This window comes from Psychrobacter sp. NPDC078631, assembly GCF_050268165.1.
Taxonomy (GTDB): Bacteria; Pseudomonadota; Gammaproteobacteria; order Pseudomonadales; family Moraxellaceae; genus Psychrobacter.
Genome location: NZ_JBNNGG010000002.1, coordinates 486023 through 503954 on the forward strand (window position 1 = coordinate 486023; position 17932 = coordinate 503954).

Consider the following 17932-nt stretch of genomic DNA (forward strand, 5'->3'; position numbering starts at 1 on the left):
AAGTAACATTGATGAAAACGTTACTATTAGCGCTGAATCAATTTCTTAGGTTGTAAACGTCCGTTTAAGCTCACAGACCCCAAACCAAGAAACTCTCCCTGCTCATTGAGTAGACGTATATCAACTGGTATTTCGTGCTCTAGGAGCTGAGGCACATCGAGATCAGTATCAGCTTTACCATTGGTACTAGCGTCATCATCGATACCGACAGAACTATCATTAGACAGCTGGTTAGAAACCATATTAGCAACATAATCTTTGAGCTTACCTGTTAGCTCATCAAATACGTTTAGGCGCTGCCCCATATGTACGCGGGCGCATTGTTCCTCTGTCAGCATCAGTTCAGCATCAATATCAATACAAGCATCGATAGGCAGCAGCCAAGACTGACGCTCCTCTAAAACATGCTCTTCTAACGATGATAAAGCGATAGCATCATCAATGCTGAAATTCCCTACTTGTGTACGACGTAATGCCGTCAGATATCCTAGCGTACCTAGCTGCTTTGCAATATCTTCCGCTAATACACGTACGTAAGTACCTTTCGTACAAGTAACCGTGAGATTAATCTGGGTATCATCTATCATCTGTAGATTGATTGCTTTAATCGTGATATCTCTGGGCGGTCTATCAACCTCAATACCAGCGCGAGCATATTCATACAGTTTTTTACCATCTTTTTTTAGCGCTGAATACATCGGTGGTATCTGCTGCTGAGCACCCAAAAACTGCTGGGCAATAGTCGCTAATGAGGCTTCATCAAATTCTGGGATAGATGCCTGCGTTACGATTTGGCCATCAGCATCACCAGTATTGGTTTGACTACCTAGCAAGATAGTCGCTTGGTAAGATTTATCAGCACCCAGTTGATAATGGCTAAACTTGGTAGCTTCACCCAAGCAAATAGGCAACAGGCCAGTTGCCATCGGATCAAGCGTTCCTGTATGTCCTGCCTTTTTACTATCGTGTATCGGTGACTTAAATAAATACTTCACTTTTGACACGACTTGCTGCGAGGTCATACCTTTGGGTTTATCCACCAATATGACACCTGAAACTTTTACTTTTTCAGGCGTCATATTGGCTTTTTTATCAACTTGCTTAGACGCTATAGACATAATAATAATTTACTCGTCATTCTCGTTTTGCTCAGTTTTAGTCACGGCCTTACTAATCAAGTCCATCATGTAGTTACCACGAGCAGTCACTTCATCATAATGAAAACGTAGGCGCGGCGTAGTACGTGTCTTTAAGCTATGGCTTAATTCTGTACGCAAGAACCCTGCCGCTTTATTCAATACTTTGATGCTTTCTTCATGGTTGGTCTTGTTCATAGCATCATTGAGCTCAGGCTCCATGATAGTGACATAGACGTCCGCATAACCTAAATCTGGGCTAACTTTGACACTAGAGATCGTGACAAAACCTGTTAGACGAGGGTCATTGACTTCATCGCGAATAAGAACAGCAAGCTCACGCTGAATCTGATCCGACAATCTTTGTAAACGTTGGTTCATGTTGTTACCTTACTTTAATGGGCTTATTTTATTACTGTATAAGTCTGCTGATTAATAGATGTTGCACTGATATGTGCTAAAAAAGGCCTAGCAGGATGTACCTGTTAGGCCTAAGTACAGCTGAATATTAGCAAAGTATCTAAAAGCTCAGCGGATTACGCATATTGCATTAATACATACTCTGCTATCGAACAGCAGCTTTAGATAGTACGTGCGAACTCTTGGATTTCAAAGACTTCGATCTTATCGCCAGCTTCAACATCATAACCACGAACGGCCAGACCACATTCCATACCAGTACGTACTTCATTGACGTCTTCTTTATAACGACGCAATGATTGCAATTGACCAGTAAAGATAACTTGGTCATCACGCAATACGCGGATAGGTTTGTTGCGATAGATTGTACCTTCGACCACCATACAACCAGCAGCAGCACCGAACTTACTAGAACGGAATACTTCACGAACGTCTGCAACACCAAGGATTTTCTCGCGATGTTCAGGAGCAAGCATACCGCTCATTGCTGATTTAACATCATCGATCAAACCATAGATTACGCTATAGTAGCGAATATCCATATTAGCAGTATCTGCTTTACGACGTGCGGTAGCATCTGCACGAACGTTAAAGCCTAACAGTACCGCTTCACTCGATTCGGCAAGGGTTACATCAGACTCAGAGATAGGACCAACGCCTGAACTGATCACTCTGACTTTTACTTCGTCAGTAGACAGTTCATTTAGGGCAGCTAGTAGTGCTTCAAGTGAACCACGTACATCTGTTTTCAGTACGATATTCAAGAATGACACATCGCCTTGGCCCATCTGATCAAACATGCTTTCCAAGCGCATGGCATTTTGACGCTCAAGTTGACGCTCACGCTCACGATTGGTTCTAAAGTCCGCAACTTCACGAGCTTTTTTCTCATCCGTTACCACTAGGAACTCACTACCAGCAGCAGGTGTTTCAGGCAGACCTAAAATCTCTACAGGGATAGAAGGACCAGCTGATTTAATACGTTGGCCATGCTCGTCGGTTAGTGCACGAACTTTACCATAATGCTCACCAGCTAGAACCAAGTCGCCTTGTTTCAATGTACCTTTTTTCACTAGGACACTAACGACAGGACCACGACCTTTTTCAAGTCTTGACTCAATAACCACACCCTGAGCAGCACCGTCTAATGGCGCTTCTAGTTCCATTAACTCAGCTTGTAAGCTAATGAATTCTAGTAGGTCTTCGATACCTTCGCCTGTTTTGGCTGAGATACGAGCCATTGGTGTATCGCCGCCCCATTCTTCTGAAACAACTTCTTTCGTCGTTAATTCATTAAGAACACGGTCAGGATCAGCACCTGGCTTATCCATTTTGTTGATAGCAACAATAATCGGCGTACCAGCTGCACGTGCATGATCAATGGCTTCTGCTGTTTGTGGCATCATGCCATCATCAGCTGCAACCACCAATACAACGATATCAGTCGCTTGAGCACCACGTGAACGCATTGCGCTAAACGCTGCGTGACCTGGAGTATCAAGAAAAGTAATAACACCGCGATCAGTTTTTACATGGTAAGCACCGATATGCTGTGTAATGCCGCCCGCTTCACCATTCGCAACTTTCGTTTCACGAATTTTATCTAGTAGTGAGGTCTTACCATGATCAACGTGACCCATGATAGTTACTACTGGTGGACGAGTTTGAATGTTACTACTACGCTCATCAACTGCGTACTGTAAGTCGTCTTCAACTTTAGTATCACTAACTGGTACTGGGTTGTGACCCATTTCTTCAACAAGCAAGCTTGCGGTTGCTTGATCAATCGTATCTGACTCACGAGCCATTTCACCCATTTTCATAAGTAATTTGGTTACTTCGCGAGCTTTAACCGCCATACGCTGTGCAAGATCAGCAACTGAAATTTGCTCACTAATCTCGACATCATAGACGATTTTTTCGACAGGTTTTTCAAACTTATGCTGTGATGCCTGAGTTGAACGCAAACCGTTTTTGCGGTTTTTGATTTCGCGCTCATCTTGGTTCTTACGACGACGACCACGAGTACCAGTACTGTTCGAACCGCGTTTGATTTCGCGACGTTCTTTTTCGAAAGACTCTTCTAGTGCATCACCGACCAAACCTTCAGCCAATGGTTCATCTTTACGTACTTCAGTAACAGGTTCACGATCTGTATATTTACCAGCCATTTTGCGCATTTGCTCAAGTGTACGCTTTTGCGCTTCTTCAGCTTGTGTGCGGCGAGTTTCTAATTCGATTTCACGCAGACGCGCTTCTTCTTTCTCACGAGTCTCGCGAGCTTTACGTTCAGCAGCGGTTTCAACTTTAGGCTTAGTTGCAGCAACTTTCTTCTTCGGCTGTTCTTTAGGCTTAACTTCAGCCGTCGCTTTACCGCCTTTTTTGACAACAACTGATGTAGAAATATCATCATTTTTGTCATCTGATTTTTTGCTAGAGCCTAAGCTTGCGCGCATTGCTGCTAGCGTTGCTGCTTGACGCTCTTCCGCTTTTTTCTTAGTAGCGGCACGTTCTTCAGCTTCTTTTGCTGCACGTTCTTGAGACTCAATCAGAGCCTGCTCACGAGCAGCTAGCTCTTCAGCCATTTTTTCTGGATCAGGCTTTTCGAATACTTTCTTTTTACGCACTTCTACATTGACGCTCTTAGATTTACCAGAAGAGCCGGTCACACGTGCAGTACTGGTCGTCTTAGATTTAAGACTAATACGACGCTTTTCTTGTTGACCATGACTTTGCTTTAAATACGTCACCAGCTTTTCTTGCTCAAGCTCGGTGACTAGGTCATCCTCTGCGCGAGCAGGCAGGCCAGCATCTACTAATTGCTGCTTTACAGCATCTGTAGTTTTGCCTACCATTTCTGCCAGTTCTTTGACGGTCTTATCTGCCATTTATTATCACCTACTGTCTATTATTTGCTATATGTTCAATTCAGTTGTTGGCTACAAATGATTGGGTTAAGGCTGATACTTATAAATAGATATCAGCGCTTTATTCTCAATAGCATATCACCAAAAGACAGCGATATGCAGTTACCGCTTATTCATCGAACCAAGATTCCCGAGCTTTCATGATGAGTTTTCCTGCAGTTTCAGAGTCTAATCCTTCGATATCTTCTAGATCGAAGACGGCTTGTTCTGCCAAATCATCAACAGTAATGATGTCTTTTTGCGCCATTTTATAAGCCCAACTGACTGTCATACCTTCAAGCTCTTGAAGCTCTTGACTTGGCTCTTTCATGTTCTGTTGTTTGACCAGTTCATCAGCGATGACAACTTCTTTAGCGCGCTCTTGAATCATATCAATCGCTTCATCGTCTAGACCTTCGATATCATAGAAAGTCTCAACTGGTACATAGGCCACTTCTTCGATACTGGTAAAACCAATATCAACCAATGCTTGTGCTAAATCTTTATCTACTTCTAGGCGCTCATAGAATAATTCAATAAACGCTTTTGATTCGTTTTGTTGACGTTGCTGATACTCTTCTTCGAGCATCATATTAAGCTTATAGCCCGTCAATTCAGACGCTAGACGTACGTTTTGACCTTGTGAGCCAATAGCACGCGCCAATTGATCATTGGTGCTAAAGATAATATCTGCTGTTTGAGTATCTTCATCTAAAATGATACTGCTTACGTCAGCAGGCTCTAGAGAGCTGATGATGAACTGGGCAGGATCATCTGACCATACCACCACATCAATACGCTCACCGTCTAACTCTTGCTGTACTGCTTGGATACGTGTACCACGCATACCAATACAGGCACCAACTGGATCAATACGATGATCGTTGGTTTTCACGGCTATTTTAGCACGAGTACCTGGCAGACGAGCGACGTTACGAATTTCGATAATTTGTTCTGCGATCTCAGGCACTTCTTTTTGCATCAATGCTGATAACATTTCAGGATGTGTGCGGGATAACAATAACTGTGCACCACGGTTTTCACGGTTCACATGATACAAGATAGCGTTGATACGCGACTTTGCACGGAGTTGTTCGCGTGGCAACATTTGATCACGTGACAAATAACCTTCAGCATTGTCACCCAAATCGATGATATAGCCATCACGAGTCTGTTTTTTGACTTCGCCATACATCATCTCACCAACACGCGGCTCGAAAGCATCTGCAACTAGTGCACGCTCAGCTTCACGAATCTTTTGGATGATGACCTGTTTGGCTTGAGTGGCAGCGATACGACCAAATTCGATTGATTCAATTTGCTCTTCTTTAATATCACCAATTGACCATTCTTCTTGATCAAGATCGGTGATAGCAAGCTGACAAGCTGGCATTTCATGGTCTTCATCTGCAACCACTGTCCAGTAACGATAAGTATCGTAATCGCCAGTTGCACGGTCGATTGCTACCCGTACAGCCACTTCTGGCTGCTCGGTATATACTTTTTTCTTAGTCGATACCACCAAAGCGTCTTCAATTGCTTCAAAGATATCTTCAGGATTTAAGCCCTTTTCATTACTGACAGTTTCTACTACCGTTAAGATTTCACGACTCATGCTATACCTGTCCTATCATTTTTTAATTGACTTAAATTTTATAATTTGGGTGCTGCTATTATATAGTTGCTATAAGCCACATAAGCTATTAGAAGATAAAACTGTCTATCTATAAACAGTTACCCTAGTAAGAATCTAGGCATCTTCATAAATCAAATTGGCTTTATCAATATTACTTAGTGCAATCTCAAACTGCTCGCCATCACTTGACGTCAGTTTTAAAGAGTTTTCATCAATACTATCTAAAGTACCTGTGGCTTTACGACGTTTTTGATCGCCTGTACCGATGGCTTGAATCAGACGCAAGCTCACAGTTTGACCAACATATGCATGCATTTGCTCATCTGAGAAAAACGCACGATCAAAGCCAGGTGAAGATACTTCTAGTATGTATTCACCAGCGATAGGATCATGAACTTCTAAAATACCGCTTACTTGATGGTTTACTGCCGCGCAGTCTTCAATCGTTACTTGTTTATCTTGGGCTTGCTCTTCTGGCAATGCCTCAATATAGATACGTAGTAAAGAGCGACGACCTTGTGGCGCAAACTCAATACCCCATAATGACACATCACAAGCGGCCACGGCAGGGGCAATAATATTAGTCAGTTCTGCAACTTTAGTCGAAAGCTTCATAATCTCTTTGTATTTTCCTATTCACTTATCTATCGTACTTAGTAAACCGTATTAAAGATTGACTCTTATCTATATACAGCAATCTTATAATGATAAGAATCACGGTCAGTATATAATTTTAAATCACAAATATATGATACATATTGTGCATTTATATAGGGACGAGCGTAAAAAACATCAAGCTCGGCCAGACAATGCTTTTATTATTTATAAAGCACTACTATCGATAAAAGTATGAGGAATAAAAGATAGTGTTGCTTAAGAAGCATCGTGCCGGTAGCGGCCGATGATGACCAGTGACGAGTAATATCGTACTCTATAGACTTAGAGCTTAGCATAAGTAGGATAGATACCGCGATAACACTGACCTTCAGATACAAAAAAACCCACAAACATAATGGTGGGCTAATCGGTACTGACAAATTTAGTGTACAAAACATCAGTATAAAAAGTGGTAGCGGGGGCTGGATTTGAACCAACGACCTTCGGGTTATGAGCCCGACGAGCTACCAGACTGCTCCACCCCGCATCAATCTAGAACGCATATTATAGGGAGGTTTCGTAGAAGTGTCAATACTTTTTTTAAATTAATTATAAATTAAGTATTATCTGCTAAAAATCCAACCTGACGCTATGCTGCGCCTGTAAAACTTGGTGCGATTGGGGGGACTTGAACCCCCACAGCTTTCGCCACCACCCCCTCAAGATGGCGTGTCTACCATTCCACCACAATCGCATTGTACTGCTCTGTCTCTATCATCCAGTCTATAATTAATGATGCTTAAGGTAGGCATCTATAGAACAGGAGTTGCGAAACCAGGAAAGCATTGTAAATCTAACCTACCAAAATAGCAAGCGCTGCCTACTTAAAAGAGGCTTACTCAGGATTTTGAGTCAATGGACGCGGCGTTTGCGGTGCTGAAACTGGCGCATCTAGACGAAACTGATCTTCTGCTTGCTTACGCGCATGAACAGCAAGCGTCATACTCGTAATAAAAAATATGACCGTTAGTACTGCTGTAGCACGCGTCAAGAAGTTAGCAGTTCCTGCTGCGCCAAATACTGTACCTGATGAACCGGCACCAAAAGAAGCTCCAGCGTCTGCCCCTTTACCATGCTGTATCAGAATCAAGCCGATCATGGCAATGGCCACAATAATATGCAGGGCTAATATAAACGTAAACATGGTGGCCTCTTTTGCCGCGTAATGACGACTGATAACGGAAAATAAAACATAAGGTTAATAGAATGACACTTGGCATGTTCAAATGCCAAATCGACTATATAAATAAGGCGCATTGTACACGATTGCAAGGGCAGTGTTAAACCTACTTTTACTAACCGATAAAACCATACTCTCTATAAGCTATGATCTTGATATCTGAGCGTTATTTATTCATTTAAGCATTGGCTGGGTTAAATGCATCGGCAATCGCTAGAAAGCTCTCTGCTTTTAACGAAGCACCGCCTACTAATGCACCATCAATCATAGCGTCAGAAGCAAAGCTATTGGCATTATCAGCATTAACACTACCGCCATACAGTACGATAATCGTATCTGTTATATCAGCAAAGCTTGCAACCGTTTGTTTGATGTACTGATGAGTCTTACTCACTTCTGCCACAGTAGGCACTTTACCTGTACCAATGGCCCATACAGGTTCGTAAGCGACGAGCAGCTTTTCAGATAACGATGATGCTAACTCTGGCTGCTGAGTCAGCAAGTCTTTAATCACCGAGAGTTGCTCATTGATAACGTCGAGTGTTTGACCATTGTCATACTGCTCTTGCGTTTCGCCAATGCAAAACACCACGCCTAAGTTCTGAGAAAACGCATGAGACAATTTGCTTATCAGGCAATCATGAGACTCTTGGTGATATTGGCGACGCTCAGAGTGGCCAAGTAACGTCCAAGTAGCACCTGCATCTGCTACCTGTTGTGCTGAGCAGTCACCAGTATAAGCTCCTGTACTTGCACTATAAGTACTAACGTCCTGTGCTGCACAGAGTATTGAGCTATCTGCTAGACGCGTACTCACTGTATTTAAATGAACACAACTGGGTGCTACCATTAATTTACAGCGGTTTTTTGACGCCTGCGAGTTGGCTTGTTCTTCAGTATTAATTTTCGTCAATAAGTCGTCTAACAGTTCATTGACAGCACTGTTAGTCGCAGGATTCTGTTTCCAATTGCCAATTACCCAAGCTTGCATACTTATTTACCTTGTCTCATGTATTCATGCCAATTCGGCTAATATGCGCGTCAGTATAACAAATAATTCGTAAGTGCTATAGTAGCGTGCCACCATGAGCAGAATCACTTCTGCAAACTTATCTACAGACAATGCATCAATAGACCATTATTTTTACGAGCTAGTCGTCTAATGGTATATATAATTTTTTCAAACTAAAGTAAAGTTCTATACTACGGAATGTATAAAATCAAATATTGTTGCTAATTCTATATATAGATATACAGGTAGATAAGATAAACAAAGCAAGATATTTCAAGCGAGTTATCGACTAGCAACGACAAGTATATAACGTCTAATACCAAGCAGTTCTACAGCATATTTTGTATCAAAGGAGAGGTTACAATGTCTATCGCAACCAGTAAGTACGGCGGTCTAGCGCAGCAACTGATTAGCGACGGTGTCGTTAGCGAAGCGAATATGAAGACGGCGCAGATTGAGTCGCAACAGCAGCAAATAGGACTGGTGCCTTATCTGGTAGACAATAAATTGGCCGATGCATATCAACTTGCCCAAATGCTATCCCAAGCTTTCGGTGACCCTCTATTTGATCTTGATGCATTAAACGTTGATGTTATTCCAAAAGACTTGGTTGATGAAAAAATCGTTCGTAAGTTTAATGCGTTACCATTATTTAAACGAGGACAACGCCTATTTGTCGCGCTGAGTGATCCAACACGAGTTGATGCCATTGATGCGATTGCCTTTAATTCTCGACTATCGATAGAAACCATTGTTGTCGAAGAAAATAAGCTTAAAAAGCGTATTGAAAATATTTACGCGGATACGATGCAAAGTTTTGATAGCTTTTCTGATAATGATTTAAGCGTTGGCTTTGAAGATGGTGATGAAGATAAAGAGGATGGCGAAACTCAGCTGAGCGACGGCGTCGATGAAGCACCTGTCGTAAAATTCGTCAATAAAATGCTAGTCGATGCTATCCGTATGGGTGCTTCTGATTTACATTTCGAGCCATACGAAAAATCTTTCAGAGTACGATTTCGTGTCGATGGCGTCATGCAAAAAATGGCCAATCCACCGGTTCAGCTTGCGAATAAAATTGCAGCACGCTTAAAGGTCATGTCTCAGATGGATATCTCAGAACGTCGGGTACCACAAGATGGGCGTATTAAACTAAAAATTTCTAAAAATAAAGCGATTGATTTCCGGGTCAACTCATTACCGACGTTATTCGGTGAAAAGCTTGTTTTGCGTATTCTTGACCCATCATCAGCCATGCTAGGTATTGATGCGTTAGGGTATGAACCAGATCAGCAGGAAATGTTTTTAGAGGCATTACACAAACCACAAGGCATGTTGCTTATCACTGGTCCTACTGGTTCTGGTAAGACGGTATCACTTTATACTGGTATCAACATCTTGAATACTGGCGCAACCAATATCTCAACGGCTGAAGATCCAGTCGAAATTAACCTTGAAGGAATTAACCAAGTCAATGTCAATGCCAAAGTTGGTCTAACGTTTGCCAATGCGCTTAAGTCTTTTTTACGTCAAGACCCTGATATTGTCATGGTCGGTGAGATTCGTGACCTTGAGACTGCTGAGATCGCGATTAAAGCTGCGCAGACAGGCCATATGGTTCTTTCTACTTTGCATACTAACTCGGCACCTGAAACATTAACGCGTCTACGTAACATGGGGGTTGCCTCTTTTAACATTGCCACATCAGTCAACCTAGTTATTGCCCAACGATTGGCACGACGTCTCTGTAAGAACTGTAAAAAACCTATTAGCATACCGCGTCAGAGCTTATTAGAGATTGGTTTTACCGATACTGATCTAGATAACACTGATAATGTCATTTATGAACCAGTCGGCTGTAATGAATGCCGTGAAGGTTATAAAGGCCGTGTAGGTATCTATGAGGTGATGAAAGTCAGCCCTGATATTTCACGCATTATCATGGAAGATGGTAACGCAATAGATATCAAAGACGCTGCCATTAAAAACGGTTTTCGCGACTTGCGACGTTCTGGAATTTTAAAAGTGCTGCAAGGTGTCACGAGTATTCAAGAAATGATGCGGGTAACTTCTGAATAATAAGTGAAATCATAAAATATATGCTATGTCTTAGCATCTTGACTTTCAGTTGCTAGAAAAATTATAAACTAGCAATGTTCTTTATCGTATAACTTTAAAAATAAAACAGATAAACACTGGTTTTTTAAGCTAAAATAAAGTATGCCTGACTAATACTTCAAGTCTGGTATTTTGTTGTAGGTTTACAATATCTATATTGGACAATTTTGAGGGTAGTAATATGGCAAAAGCTAAGACCGATATGTTGTTAGATTTTGTTTACGACGGTGTGAATCGACGCGGACAGAAAGTTAAGGGCGAAACTACCAGTCGTAGTTTAGAACTGGCAAAAGCGACCCTACGCAAACAAGGTATCACGGTTAAAGGAATTAAGAAAAAACCAAAGCCACTTTATACCTTTAAAAAAGCCATTAAAGCCATTGATATTGCTATTTTTGCTCGGCAGTTGGCAACAATGATGAAAGCAGGTGTACCATTGACCCAGTCTTTTGAAATCGTCGCCGACTCCCTCGATAATCCGAGTATGAAAGACTTAGTATTGCAAATCAAAGCAGATATTGAGGCAGGTGGTACCTTTGCCTCTTCTTTGCGCAAACATCCTCGTTACTTTGATGATTTATTCTGCTCACTCGTCGAATCTGGTGAACAATCAGGTGCACTTGAAACGATGCTTGAACGAGTCGCTACTTACAAAGAAAAGAGTGAGCTTCTAAAAGCAAAAATCAAAAAGGCGATGAAGTACCCTATTGCTGTTATCGTAGTTGCTATCATTGTCACTATAATTTTGCTCGTAAAGGTAGTACCTGTATTCTCTGGATTATTTGAATCATTTGGCGCAGAGCTGCCTGCTTTTACTCAGATGGTAGTAGCGATGTCTGAATGGATGCAGGCATGGTGGTTTATTTTGATCATTGTCATTGGTGGATCAATTATCAGCTTTACTGAGGCTAAAAAGCGCTCTAAAAAGTTCCGTGACTTTTTGGATCGGGCTACGCTAAAGGCTCCGATATTTGGAAACATTGCTTATCAGGCAATTATTGCTCGTTTCGCTCGTACACTATCTACAACTTTTGCTGCTGGTGTGCCGCTTATCGATGCCTTAGATTCTACTGCTGGTGCGACCAATAATGTTGTTTTTTACAATGCTACCCAGCAAATTAAGAGTGATGTATCTACTGGTCAGCAATTACAGTTCTCTATACGATCTACCAACTTGTTCCCAAGTTTAGCTATTCAAATGGTCGGTATTGGCGAGGAATCTGGTAGCCTAGAAGAAATGCTAGATAAAGTCGCTGTCTACTACGAGAATGAAGTTGATAATGCGGTTGATGGTCTAACCAGCTTGATGGAACCACTCATTATGTCGGTATTGGGTGTATTAATTGGTGGCCTAGTCATTGCAATGTACTTGCCAATCTTCCAAATGGGCGCAGTAGTAGGATAATGATTTGATGCAATTTATACAGTTACTACAAGAGAACAGTACCCTAGCTTTATTCTTATTTGGCCTATTAGGTCTTTGCGTTGGCAGTTTTCTAAATGTTGTGATTCATCGCATACCGCTGATGATGGTGTATGGTTGGAGACAAGAGTGTAGCCAGTTTATGTCTGAACAGGCAGATATGCCACGCGAGCATACGCTGCCCATAGCAAATATTGTCGCTACTGACCAACCGATTACCCTAAGTCGCCCTGCTTCACGCTGCCCTCATTGCGCACATAAAATTAAGTGGTATGAAAATATCCCTTTAATAAGTTGGCTGTTACTACGCGGACGCTGTTCAAGCTGCAAAGCGGCTATCGGTCTGCGTTATCCTCTCGTTGAGCTAGTCACTGCTCTTCTGTCCGTATTAGTAATATATAAGTTTGGGGTAAATACTACAGGCCTGTCCGCATTGGTTTTAGTATGGACACTGGTCGCTCTAACAGGTATCGACTTTGACACACAGCTCCTACCTGATCGTCTAACCTTCCCTTTGGCAGGCTTAGGATTGGCAGTAAACTCACAAAGCTGGTTCGTTTCACCAACACAGTCAATATGGGGATTACTACTTGGGTTTTTATCACTATGGATAGTAGTCAAAGTGTTTTACTTAATAACTAAAAAACATGGAATGGGTCAAGGGGATTTTAAACTACTAGCAGTATTAGGTGCTTGGCTTGGACCCATGATGTTACCTTTGATTATTCTACTATCATCTTTACTTGGCTCTATTGTTGGGCTGATCTTGATGAAAAAACAGGGTGAAAGCCGACCTTTTGCTTTTGGCCCTTATATCGCTATCGCAGGTATTGTTGCTTTATTATACGGCTCAGATATCGTCAGCTGGTATCTTGGTATGTATGTCTAATAATAACTGATAGCATACATTAGATTATTGTCGTAAATTTTCGGTAGTGACTTATAAATAAAGCCTTAAAAGGTCAATTGTGAGTTTAAAGCTGCATCCATTGTTCTATCTGTCAGATAAGCCATTATTATGTCAAAAAATACATCGCACTCTTATTCACACCAACCACAAACCACGCAACCAAAAAATAAGAAGCTCGTAGTCGGTTTGACGGGTGGTATCGGTAGTGGTAAATCTGCCGCTAGTGCTTGGTTTGCTGAGCAAGGCATCGATATCATTGATGCAGACGTGATCGCCCATGAGATTGTCGCTAAAGGCAGCGCTACTCTGCAGAAAATCCAGAAAAAATTTGGTGATTGGATATTGACGGATGAGGGCGTTATGGATAGGGCTGCTGTACGTACACACGTATTTGCAAATCCTGAAGCGCTGATTGAGCTTGAGGCTATCACTCACCCAGCAATACGTGAGACAGCAAAAGCACAGCTAGATGCTAGTACTTCACCGTATATAATCTTGTCTGCGCCCCTACTTATAGAGGCGGCAGAGGCAGGACTGGCCAATTTATGTCAACGTATTTTGGTCATGGATGCGACCGAAGACACGCAGCTTGCGCGTGCCAGTCAGCGTGATGATCAAAGCATACAAAAGATTAAAGCCATTATGACCAATCAGCTTAGTCGTGAAGAGCGTAATCGTCATGCAGACAATGTCATACTCAATGAGAGCGACCTCGTCTCTCTATATCTACAACTAGAACCTTTACATCAAGAATATCTTACGCTTGCCCAGCAGCTAAAGTTCGCTGGCGATTAACCTCATACAATGCCATGCCAGTAGCAACACTCACGTTTAGGCTCTGTAGATTACCATGCTCGTTTCCTGACATTGGAATATAAACCAACTCATCACAGCTCTCCATTGTTAGGCGACGCATACCCTCTCCTTCTGAACCCATAATGATAGCGGTCTTGCCAGTTAGGTCAGCAGCATGTATTGGTTTAGCCTCTTCACTAAGTGCCGTACCAAATACGAAAACGCCTGCATTTTTGATTTGCGATAATGTGCGTGCCAAGTTCGTAACGCTGATGATCGGCATCATCTCTGCTGCGCCAACTGATACTTTAGCGACTGTTGGCGTTAGGCTCGCTGCATGGTGTTTTGGACAAACCACTGCATCCACACCCATAGCCACTGCGGTACGTAGGCAGGCGCCAAAGTTATGTGCATCAGTAATTTGATCTAGTACCAATAATAAGCACTGTTCACGGCCAATAATAGTATCAAGCAAACCTTCATCAGCGAAACCTAACGGACGAGCATTGAGCACCACGCCTTGATGCTGCGGACTACCACATAACTGAGTCAGCTTGTCTTTTTGGGTTGGTTGAATGCTAATGCCGTTTGCTTCCGCTTCGGCCATGATAGCTTGTACATGACTGTCACTCTCACGCCCTTGCTGCACAAACAAGCTAAGACCATCAAGAGGACGATGTTCAAGTAATGCATCAATGGCATGAATGCCGTAAAAATAAATGGGTTTTGCCATAATAGGCCTACTAAATATAAAGTGGATATCGCACTAGGCGACGGGATAAAAGAGGATAACGTCGGCTTTAAATGTCATAGCTCATTGATGATGAGAGAACAGTAAACCAAACGTCAAAAAAGAAATAAACAATACCAATCCGATATTGTTTATTTCTCGAAACATTAATGTGTGATAGAGCAGGCGCTAGAATGAAAGCTCAAGCGCCCTATTAATAATATCAGCCTTCTAGATGACAGATATATTGAACAATCTCTTCAGTACGTAGGTTAAAACCGCTATTGCCTTCAACGACAAATGATTGACCTGCACGGTAGTAGCTGAATTCATCATCACCATTGATCTTCACTTCACACTCACCACTAGTGATTTCGATACGTTCAGAAGTATTGGTGCTAAAGTGGTAATGCTCAACCAAGTTGTCACAAGGTAAGATCACGCCTAGCGTTTTATGGCGACCATCCTCAAACATAATGGTATGGCTTGAGCAGCGACCATCATAAGATACTGTCGCTTGGGCATTAACTGTTACGTTAGTAAATTGCGCCGCTGTCATAGTGGCTTCCTTATCAAATAATTATGGCAAAACTAAAAAATAAGTAACGGGTTAAAGTACCGACAGAGTTGCACTGGGCTTCAAATACGCGACCAGTAAGCAAATACGCCTGCTTTAGGCACCTTATCCCTCTATAGTAGATATCTGCGCGCTAAAGGTAGCCACAGGTTCTATGAAAACGCTTTTGAATAATGATCGAGTGGCCTGTTTTTACCACTATACGCCTACAATTTTACAAAATCATGACTCGTTATTAGGTTGCATAGCGCATCAAACTCATAAGAAGAGTTTATCATTATGTGAGATTATGCTACCACATTATATCTATAAAGTTTGTTAAAGCGACTAGGAAAATTCTATTTGATAACAAGTATCCACCCGTTCATTTAATATTCATTTCGTATCTTTCTAGGCGGATGCTAGGCCATTATCTTAGGTATATTTTTATTATTATCAGTCAAAATACTTCTTTGTATACTATGCTTATCTTTAGATATAAAATTACCCTAATGATTAATATCATAGGTATTATGTCGATGATTTATTGTCAGTTTTTAATAGTTTTATGGTAATCTCCCAATAATAAACTCTGTTACACCTCGTCTTAAAGTTTGTATTTACGCACATTTAACACCATACTATTTGCCTACAATATTTATCTAATTAGCAAGTTTAAACAGATATTTTCACTTTCTTATTTACCCTATTTATAGATGGCTTCCTAAGATTTATATGATGTCCATTGTCTGTCCTGAGAGGCGTTGATGCTAGTATCGTTAACTTTACATCAGTTTGCATTGATTTCTCAGCATGAGCTGAGCGTGGCTGAAGGTTTTAATGTTATCACTGGTGAAACAGGTGCTGGCAAGTCGTTATTGCTAGATGCGCTATCACTGTGTGTCGGTGAGCGAGCGGACAGTGCGATGGTCAGGCATGGCGCCGCGCATGCAGATATCTACGCTCAATTTGATGTAGAAAATAACAGTGTTGTCGCTGAATGGTTTACCAAAAATGAGCGACCGCTAGAAGAGCCTGAAGTACTTATTCGTCGACAATTAAGCAATACTGGCCGCTCAAAAGCATGGCTAAATGGTTCACCGGTTAGCTTAGCGGAGCTAAAGAATTTAGGCGCTTTATTGGTCAATATACATAGCCAACATGCTCAGCAAGCATTGCTCAAGCCACAATTTGTGGTGCAATGGCTTGATGAGATGGCCCAGATAACACCGTTAGCCAACCAAACTACCAGTAGCTATCAAGCCTATCAGCAGCTAAAACGTCGCGCGGACGACATCGCGAGCCGCGAAGCCCAGCGTCAAGATCGTATTCAGTTGTTGCAGAGCCAATTAGCAGATATTGCGCCGTTATTGGCTGTGGACTACGCAGAAGTTGAATCTGAACACGAAGAGCTCTCCAACATTGAAGCCTTAATGCAAGAGGCCAGTCATGGTCTGCATTTGCTCGACAACGATACTGACGAGCCAGATGTCATGACCTTGCTCGGGCAAGCGATTAAACTCTGTGACAACCAAGTAGGCGTCAGTCAAACGTTTGAACAAGCTTCCGAACAGCTCCATCTAGCACAGCAGCAAATCACTGAGGTAACTGCCCTGCTATCAGATTACGCCGAACAGCAGCTACCTGATCCTGAACGTTTGCAAACACTAGACAACCTAATCAGCTTAGGACATCGTCTGTCACGTAAGCATAGCTTGCCAGCGAATGATTTAATTGATGAAGCAAAAGGCTGGGAGGCGCAATTAGAGCAGCTAGAGAACGAGCCAAGCAGTGATGCAATGGCAGCGCAAATTGATCAGGCTTGGCAAGACTATCTCGCTCTGGCGACACAGTTAAATAAAGAGCGCACAAAAGCTTCCCCGATAATTAGTAAGCAACTCATCAAACAACTACAACCGCTTGCGCTACCTAATGCTCGCTGTGAATTTGTTTTTACCAAAAAAACCGAACCTAGTCAGTACAATGCCCAAGGTTGCTTCGATATTGATTTATTATTCAGCGCCAATGTCGGTATGCCAATGCAGCCCCTACATAAAATTGCCTCAGGTGGTGAACTGTCACGTATGGCGCTCGTGATGCAAGTCTTACAAGCGACCAATGCTGATAACAATGCCGCCAAGCCTATGCTAGTATTTGATGAGGTCGATGTCGGTATCAGTGGCGGTACTGCGCAAGTGGTTGGCGAACTGCTACGCTCGCTTGGGCAAACACAGCAATTACTGGCTATTACACACCAAGCACAAGTCGCGGCGCAAGCGCATCAACATATCTTGGTACAAAAGCACCATCAAGAACAGACCGAAAGCGAGCTACTCATACTGACCAACAGTGCGCAAGTAGACGAGCTGGCGCGTATGTCTGGTGGTGTCATTATCACTGATGTCACGCGCGATCATGCCCGCAGCTTATTATCCGATGTTAAATAACGCTTA

The 17932-nt window shown here is 42.3% G+C and carries 14 protein-coding genes and 2 tRNA genes; 5 read left to right on the plus strand and 11 right to left on the minus strand.

What is annotated here, in order from left to right; translation table 11 throughout:
• Positions 1 to 26 precede the first annotated feature (26 nt).
• From truB to tpiA, 9 genes are all read right to left on the minus strand, one after another.
• The gene (gene truB, locus ACQKCP_RS08110) at positions 27 to 1118 is read right to left on the minus strand and encodes a tRNA pseudouridine(55) synthase TruB (RefSeq protein ID WP_427611949.1); all 1092 of its coding nucleotides are present in this window, start codon (positions 1116 to 1118) and stop codon (positions 27 to 29) included.
• 9 nt (positions 1119 to 1127) lie between these two features.
• Complete coding sequence (locus tag ACQKCP_RS08115; protein WP_102078739.1) at positions 1128 to 1517, minus strand: ribosome-binding factor A; 390 nt, start codon at positions 1515 to 1517, stop codon at positions 1128 to 1130.
• A 200-nt stretch (positions 1518 to 1717) separates the two neighbouring features.
• Positions 1718 to 4444, minus strand: coding sequence for a translation initiation factor IF-2 (gene infB, locus ACQKCP_RS08120; protein ID WP_057757754.1), 2727 nt, complete (start codon positions 4442 to 4444; stop codon positions 1718 to 1720).
• A 148-nt stretch (positions 4445 to 4592) separates the two neighbouring features.
• Positions 4593 to 6077 (minus strand): transcription termination factor NusA, encoded by a 1485-nt coding sequence (gene nusA / locus ACQKCP_RS08125; RefSeq protein ID WP_057757751.1) that lies wholly within the window; start codon positions 6075 to 6077, stop codon positions 4593 to 4595.
• A gap of 135 nt (positions 6078 to 6212) precedes the next feature.
• Entirely contained in the window at positions 6213 to 6713 is a 501-nt protein-coding gene (rimP, locus tag ACQKCP_RS08130; protein ID WP_057757748.1) for a ribosome maturation factor RimP, read from the minus strand.
• 452 nt (positions 6714 to 7165) lie between these two features.
• Positions 7166 to 7242 (minus strand) — tRNA-Met (locus tag ACQKCP_RS08135).
• Positions 7243 to 7365: 123 nt separating this feature from the next.
• Positions 7366 to 7449: transfer RNA gene (locus ACQKCP_RS08140), tRNA-Leu, on the minus strand.
• 141 nt (positions 7450 to 7590) lie between these two features.
• Positions 7591 to 7899, minus strand: a complete 309-nt coding sequence (secG, locus tag ACQKCP_RS08145; protein WP_021814138.1) for a preprotein translocase subunit SecG — start codon at positions 7897 to 7899, stop codon at positions 7591 to 7593.
• 214 nt (positions 7900 to 8113) lie between these two features.
• Positions 8114 to 8926, minus strand: a complete 813-nt coding sequence (gene tpiA, locus ACQKCP_RS08150; protein WP_427611950.1) for a triose-phosphate isomerase — start codon at positions 8924 to 8926, stop codon at positions 8114 to 8116.
• 384 nt (positions 8927 to 9310) lie between these two features.
• Between tpiA and pilB the strand changes: the two genes are divergently transcribed.
• The 4 genes from pilB (at position 9311) to coaE (ending at position 14193) form a co-directional block, all read left to right on the plus strand.
• Positions 9311 to 11026 (plus strand): type IV-A pilus assembly ATPase PilB, encoded by a 1716-nt coding sequence (gene pilB / locus ACQKCP_RS08155; RefSeq protein ID WP_397476692.1) that lies wholly within the window; start codon positions 9311 to 9313, stop codon positions 11024 to 11026.
• A gap of 220 nt (positions 11027 to 11246) precedes the next feature.
• Positions 11247 to 12470, plus strand: coding sequence for a type II secretion system F family protein (locus tag ACQKCP_RS08160; protein WP_427611951.1), 1224 nt, complete (start codon positions 11247 to 11249; stop codon positions 12468 to 12470).
• A 7-nt stretch (positions 12471 to 12477) separates the two neighbouring features.
• A complete protein-coding gene (locus ACQKCP_RS08165; RefSeq protein WP_427611952.1) occupies positions 12478 to 13377 on the plus strand; it encodes a prepilin peptidase in 900 nt (299 codons plus the stop codon).
• 129 nt (positions 13378 to 13506) lie between these two features.
• Positions 13507 to 14193 (plus strand): dephospho-CoA kinase, encoded by a 687-nt coding sequence (coaE, locus tag ACQKCP_RS08170; RefSeq protein ID WP_427611953.1) that lies wholly within the window; start codon positions 13507 to 13509, stop codon positions 14191 to 14193.
• On the opposite strand, the gene rlmB is transcribed toward coaE, so the two are convergent.
• Positions 14156 to 14926: a 23S rRNA (guanosine(2251)-2'-O)-methyltransferase RlmB gene (gene rlmB, locus ACQKCP_RS08175; RefSeq protein ID WP_057757732.1), complete on the minus strand. Its 771-nt coding sequence runs from the start codon at positions 14924 to 14926 to the stop codon at positions 14156 to 14158. The genes coaE and rlmB overlap by 38 nt on opposite strands.
• Positions 14927 to 15146: 220 nt before the next feature.
• Positions 15147 to 15482 carry a pyrimidine/purine nucleoside phosphorylase gene (locus ACQKCP_RS08180; RefSeq protein ID WP_427611954.1) on the minus strand — a complete coding sequence of 112 codons (336 nt, stop codon included), beginning with the start codon at positions 15480 to 15482 and terminating at the stop codon, positions 15147 to 15149.
• A 764-nt stretch (positions 15483 to 16246) separates the two neighbouring features.
• Between ACQKCP_RS08180 and recN the strand changes: the two genes are divergently transcribed.
• Positions 16247 to 17926, plus strand: coding sequence for a DNA repair protein RecN (gene recN, locus ACQKCP_RS08185; protein WP_427611955.1), 1680 nt, complete (start codon positions 16247 to 16249; stop codon positions 17924 to 17926).
• Positions 17927 to 17932 lie beyond the last annotated feature (6 nt).

Coding starts and splice junctions, on each gene's coding strand:
- truB (WP_427611949.1), bottom strand. CDS start 1,118: ATGTCTATAGCGTCTAAGCAAGTTGATAAAAAAGCCAATATGACGCCT.
- ACQKCP_RS08115 (WP_102078739.1), bottom strand. CDS start 1,517: ATGAACCAACGTTTACAAAGATTGTCGGATCAGATTCAGCGTGAGCTT.
- infB (WP_057757754.1), bottom strand. CDS start 4,444: ATGGCAGATAAGACCGTCAAAGAACTGGCAGAAATGGTAGGCAAAACT.
- nusA (WP_057757751.1), bottom strand. CDS start 6,077: ATGAGTCGTGAAATCTTAACGGTAGTAGAAACTGTCAGTAATGAAAAG.
- rimP (WP_057757748.1), bottom strand. CDS start 6,713: ATGAAGCTTTCGACTAAAGTTGCAGAACTGACTAATATTATTGCCCCT.
- secG (WP_021814138.1), bottom strand. CDS start 7,899: ATGTTTACGTTTATATTAGCCCTGCATATTATTGTGGCCATTGCCATG.
- tpiA (WP_427611950.1), bottom strand. CDS start 8,926: ATGCAAGCTTGGGTAATTGGCAATTGGAAACAGAATCCTGCGACTAAC.
- pilB (WP_397476692.1), top strand. CDS start 9,311: ATGTCTATCGCAACCAGTAAGTACGGCGGTCTAGCGCAGCAACTGATT.
- ACQKCP_RS08160 (WP_427611951.1), top strand. CDS start 11,247: ATGGCAAAAGCTAAGACCGATATGTTGTTAGATTTTGTTTACGACGGT.
- ACQKCP_RS08165 (WP_427611952.1), top strand. CDS start 12,478: ATGCAATTTATACAGTTACTACAAGAGAACAGTACCCTAGCTTTATTC.
- coaE (WP_427611953.1), top strand. CDS start 13,507: ATGTCAAAAAATACATCGCACTCTTATTCACACCAACCACAAACCACG.
- rlmB (WP_057757732.1), bottom strand. CDS start 14,926: ATGGCAAAACCCATTTATTTTTACGGCATTCATGCCATTGATGCATTA.
- ACQKCP_RS08180 (WP_427611954.1), bottom strand. CDS start 15,482: ATGACAGCGGCGCAATTTACTAACGTAACAGTTAATGCCCAAGCGACA.
- recN (WP_427611955.1), top strand. CDS start 16,247: ATGCTAGTATCGTTAACTTTACATCAGTTTGCATTGATTTCTCAGCAT.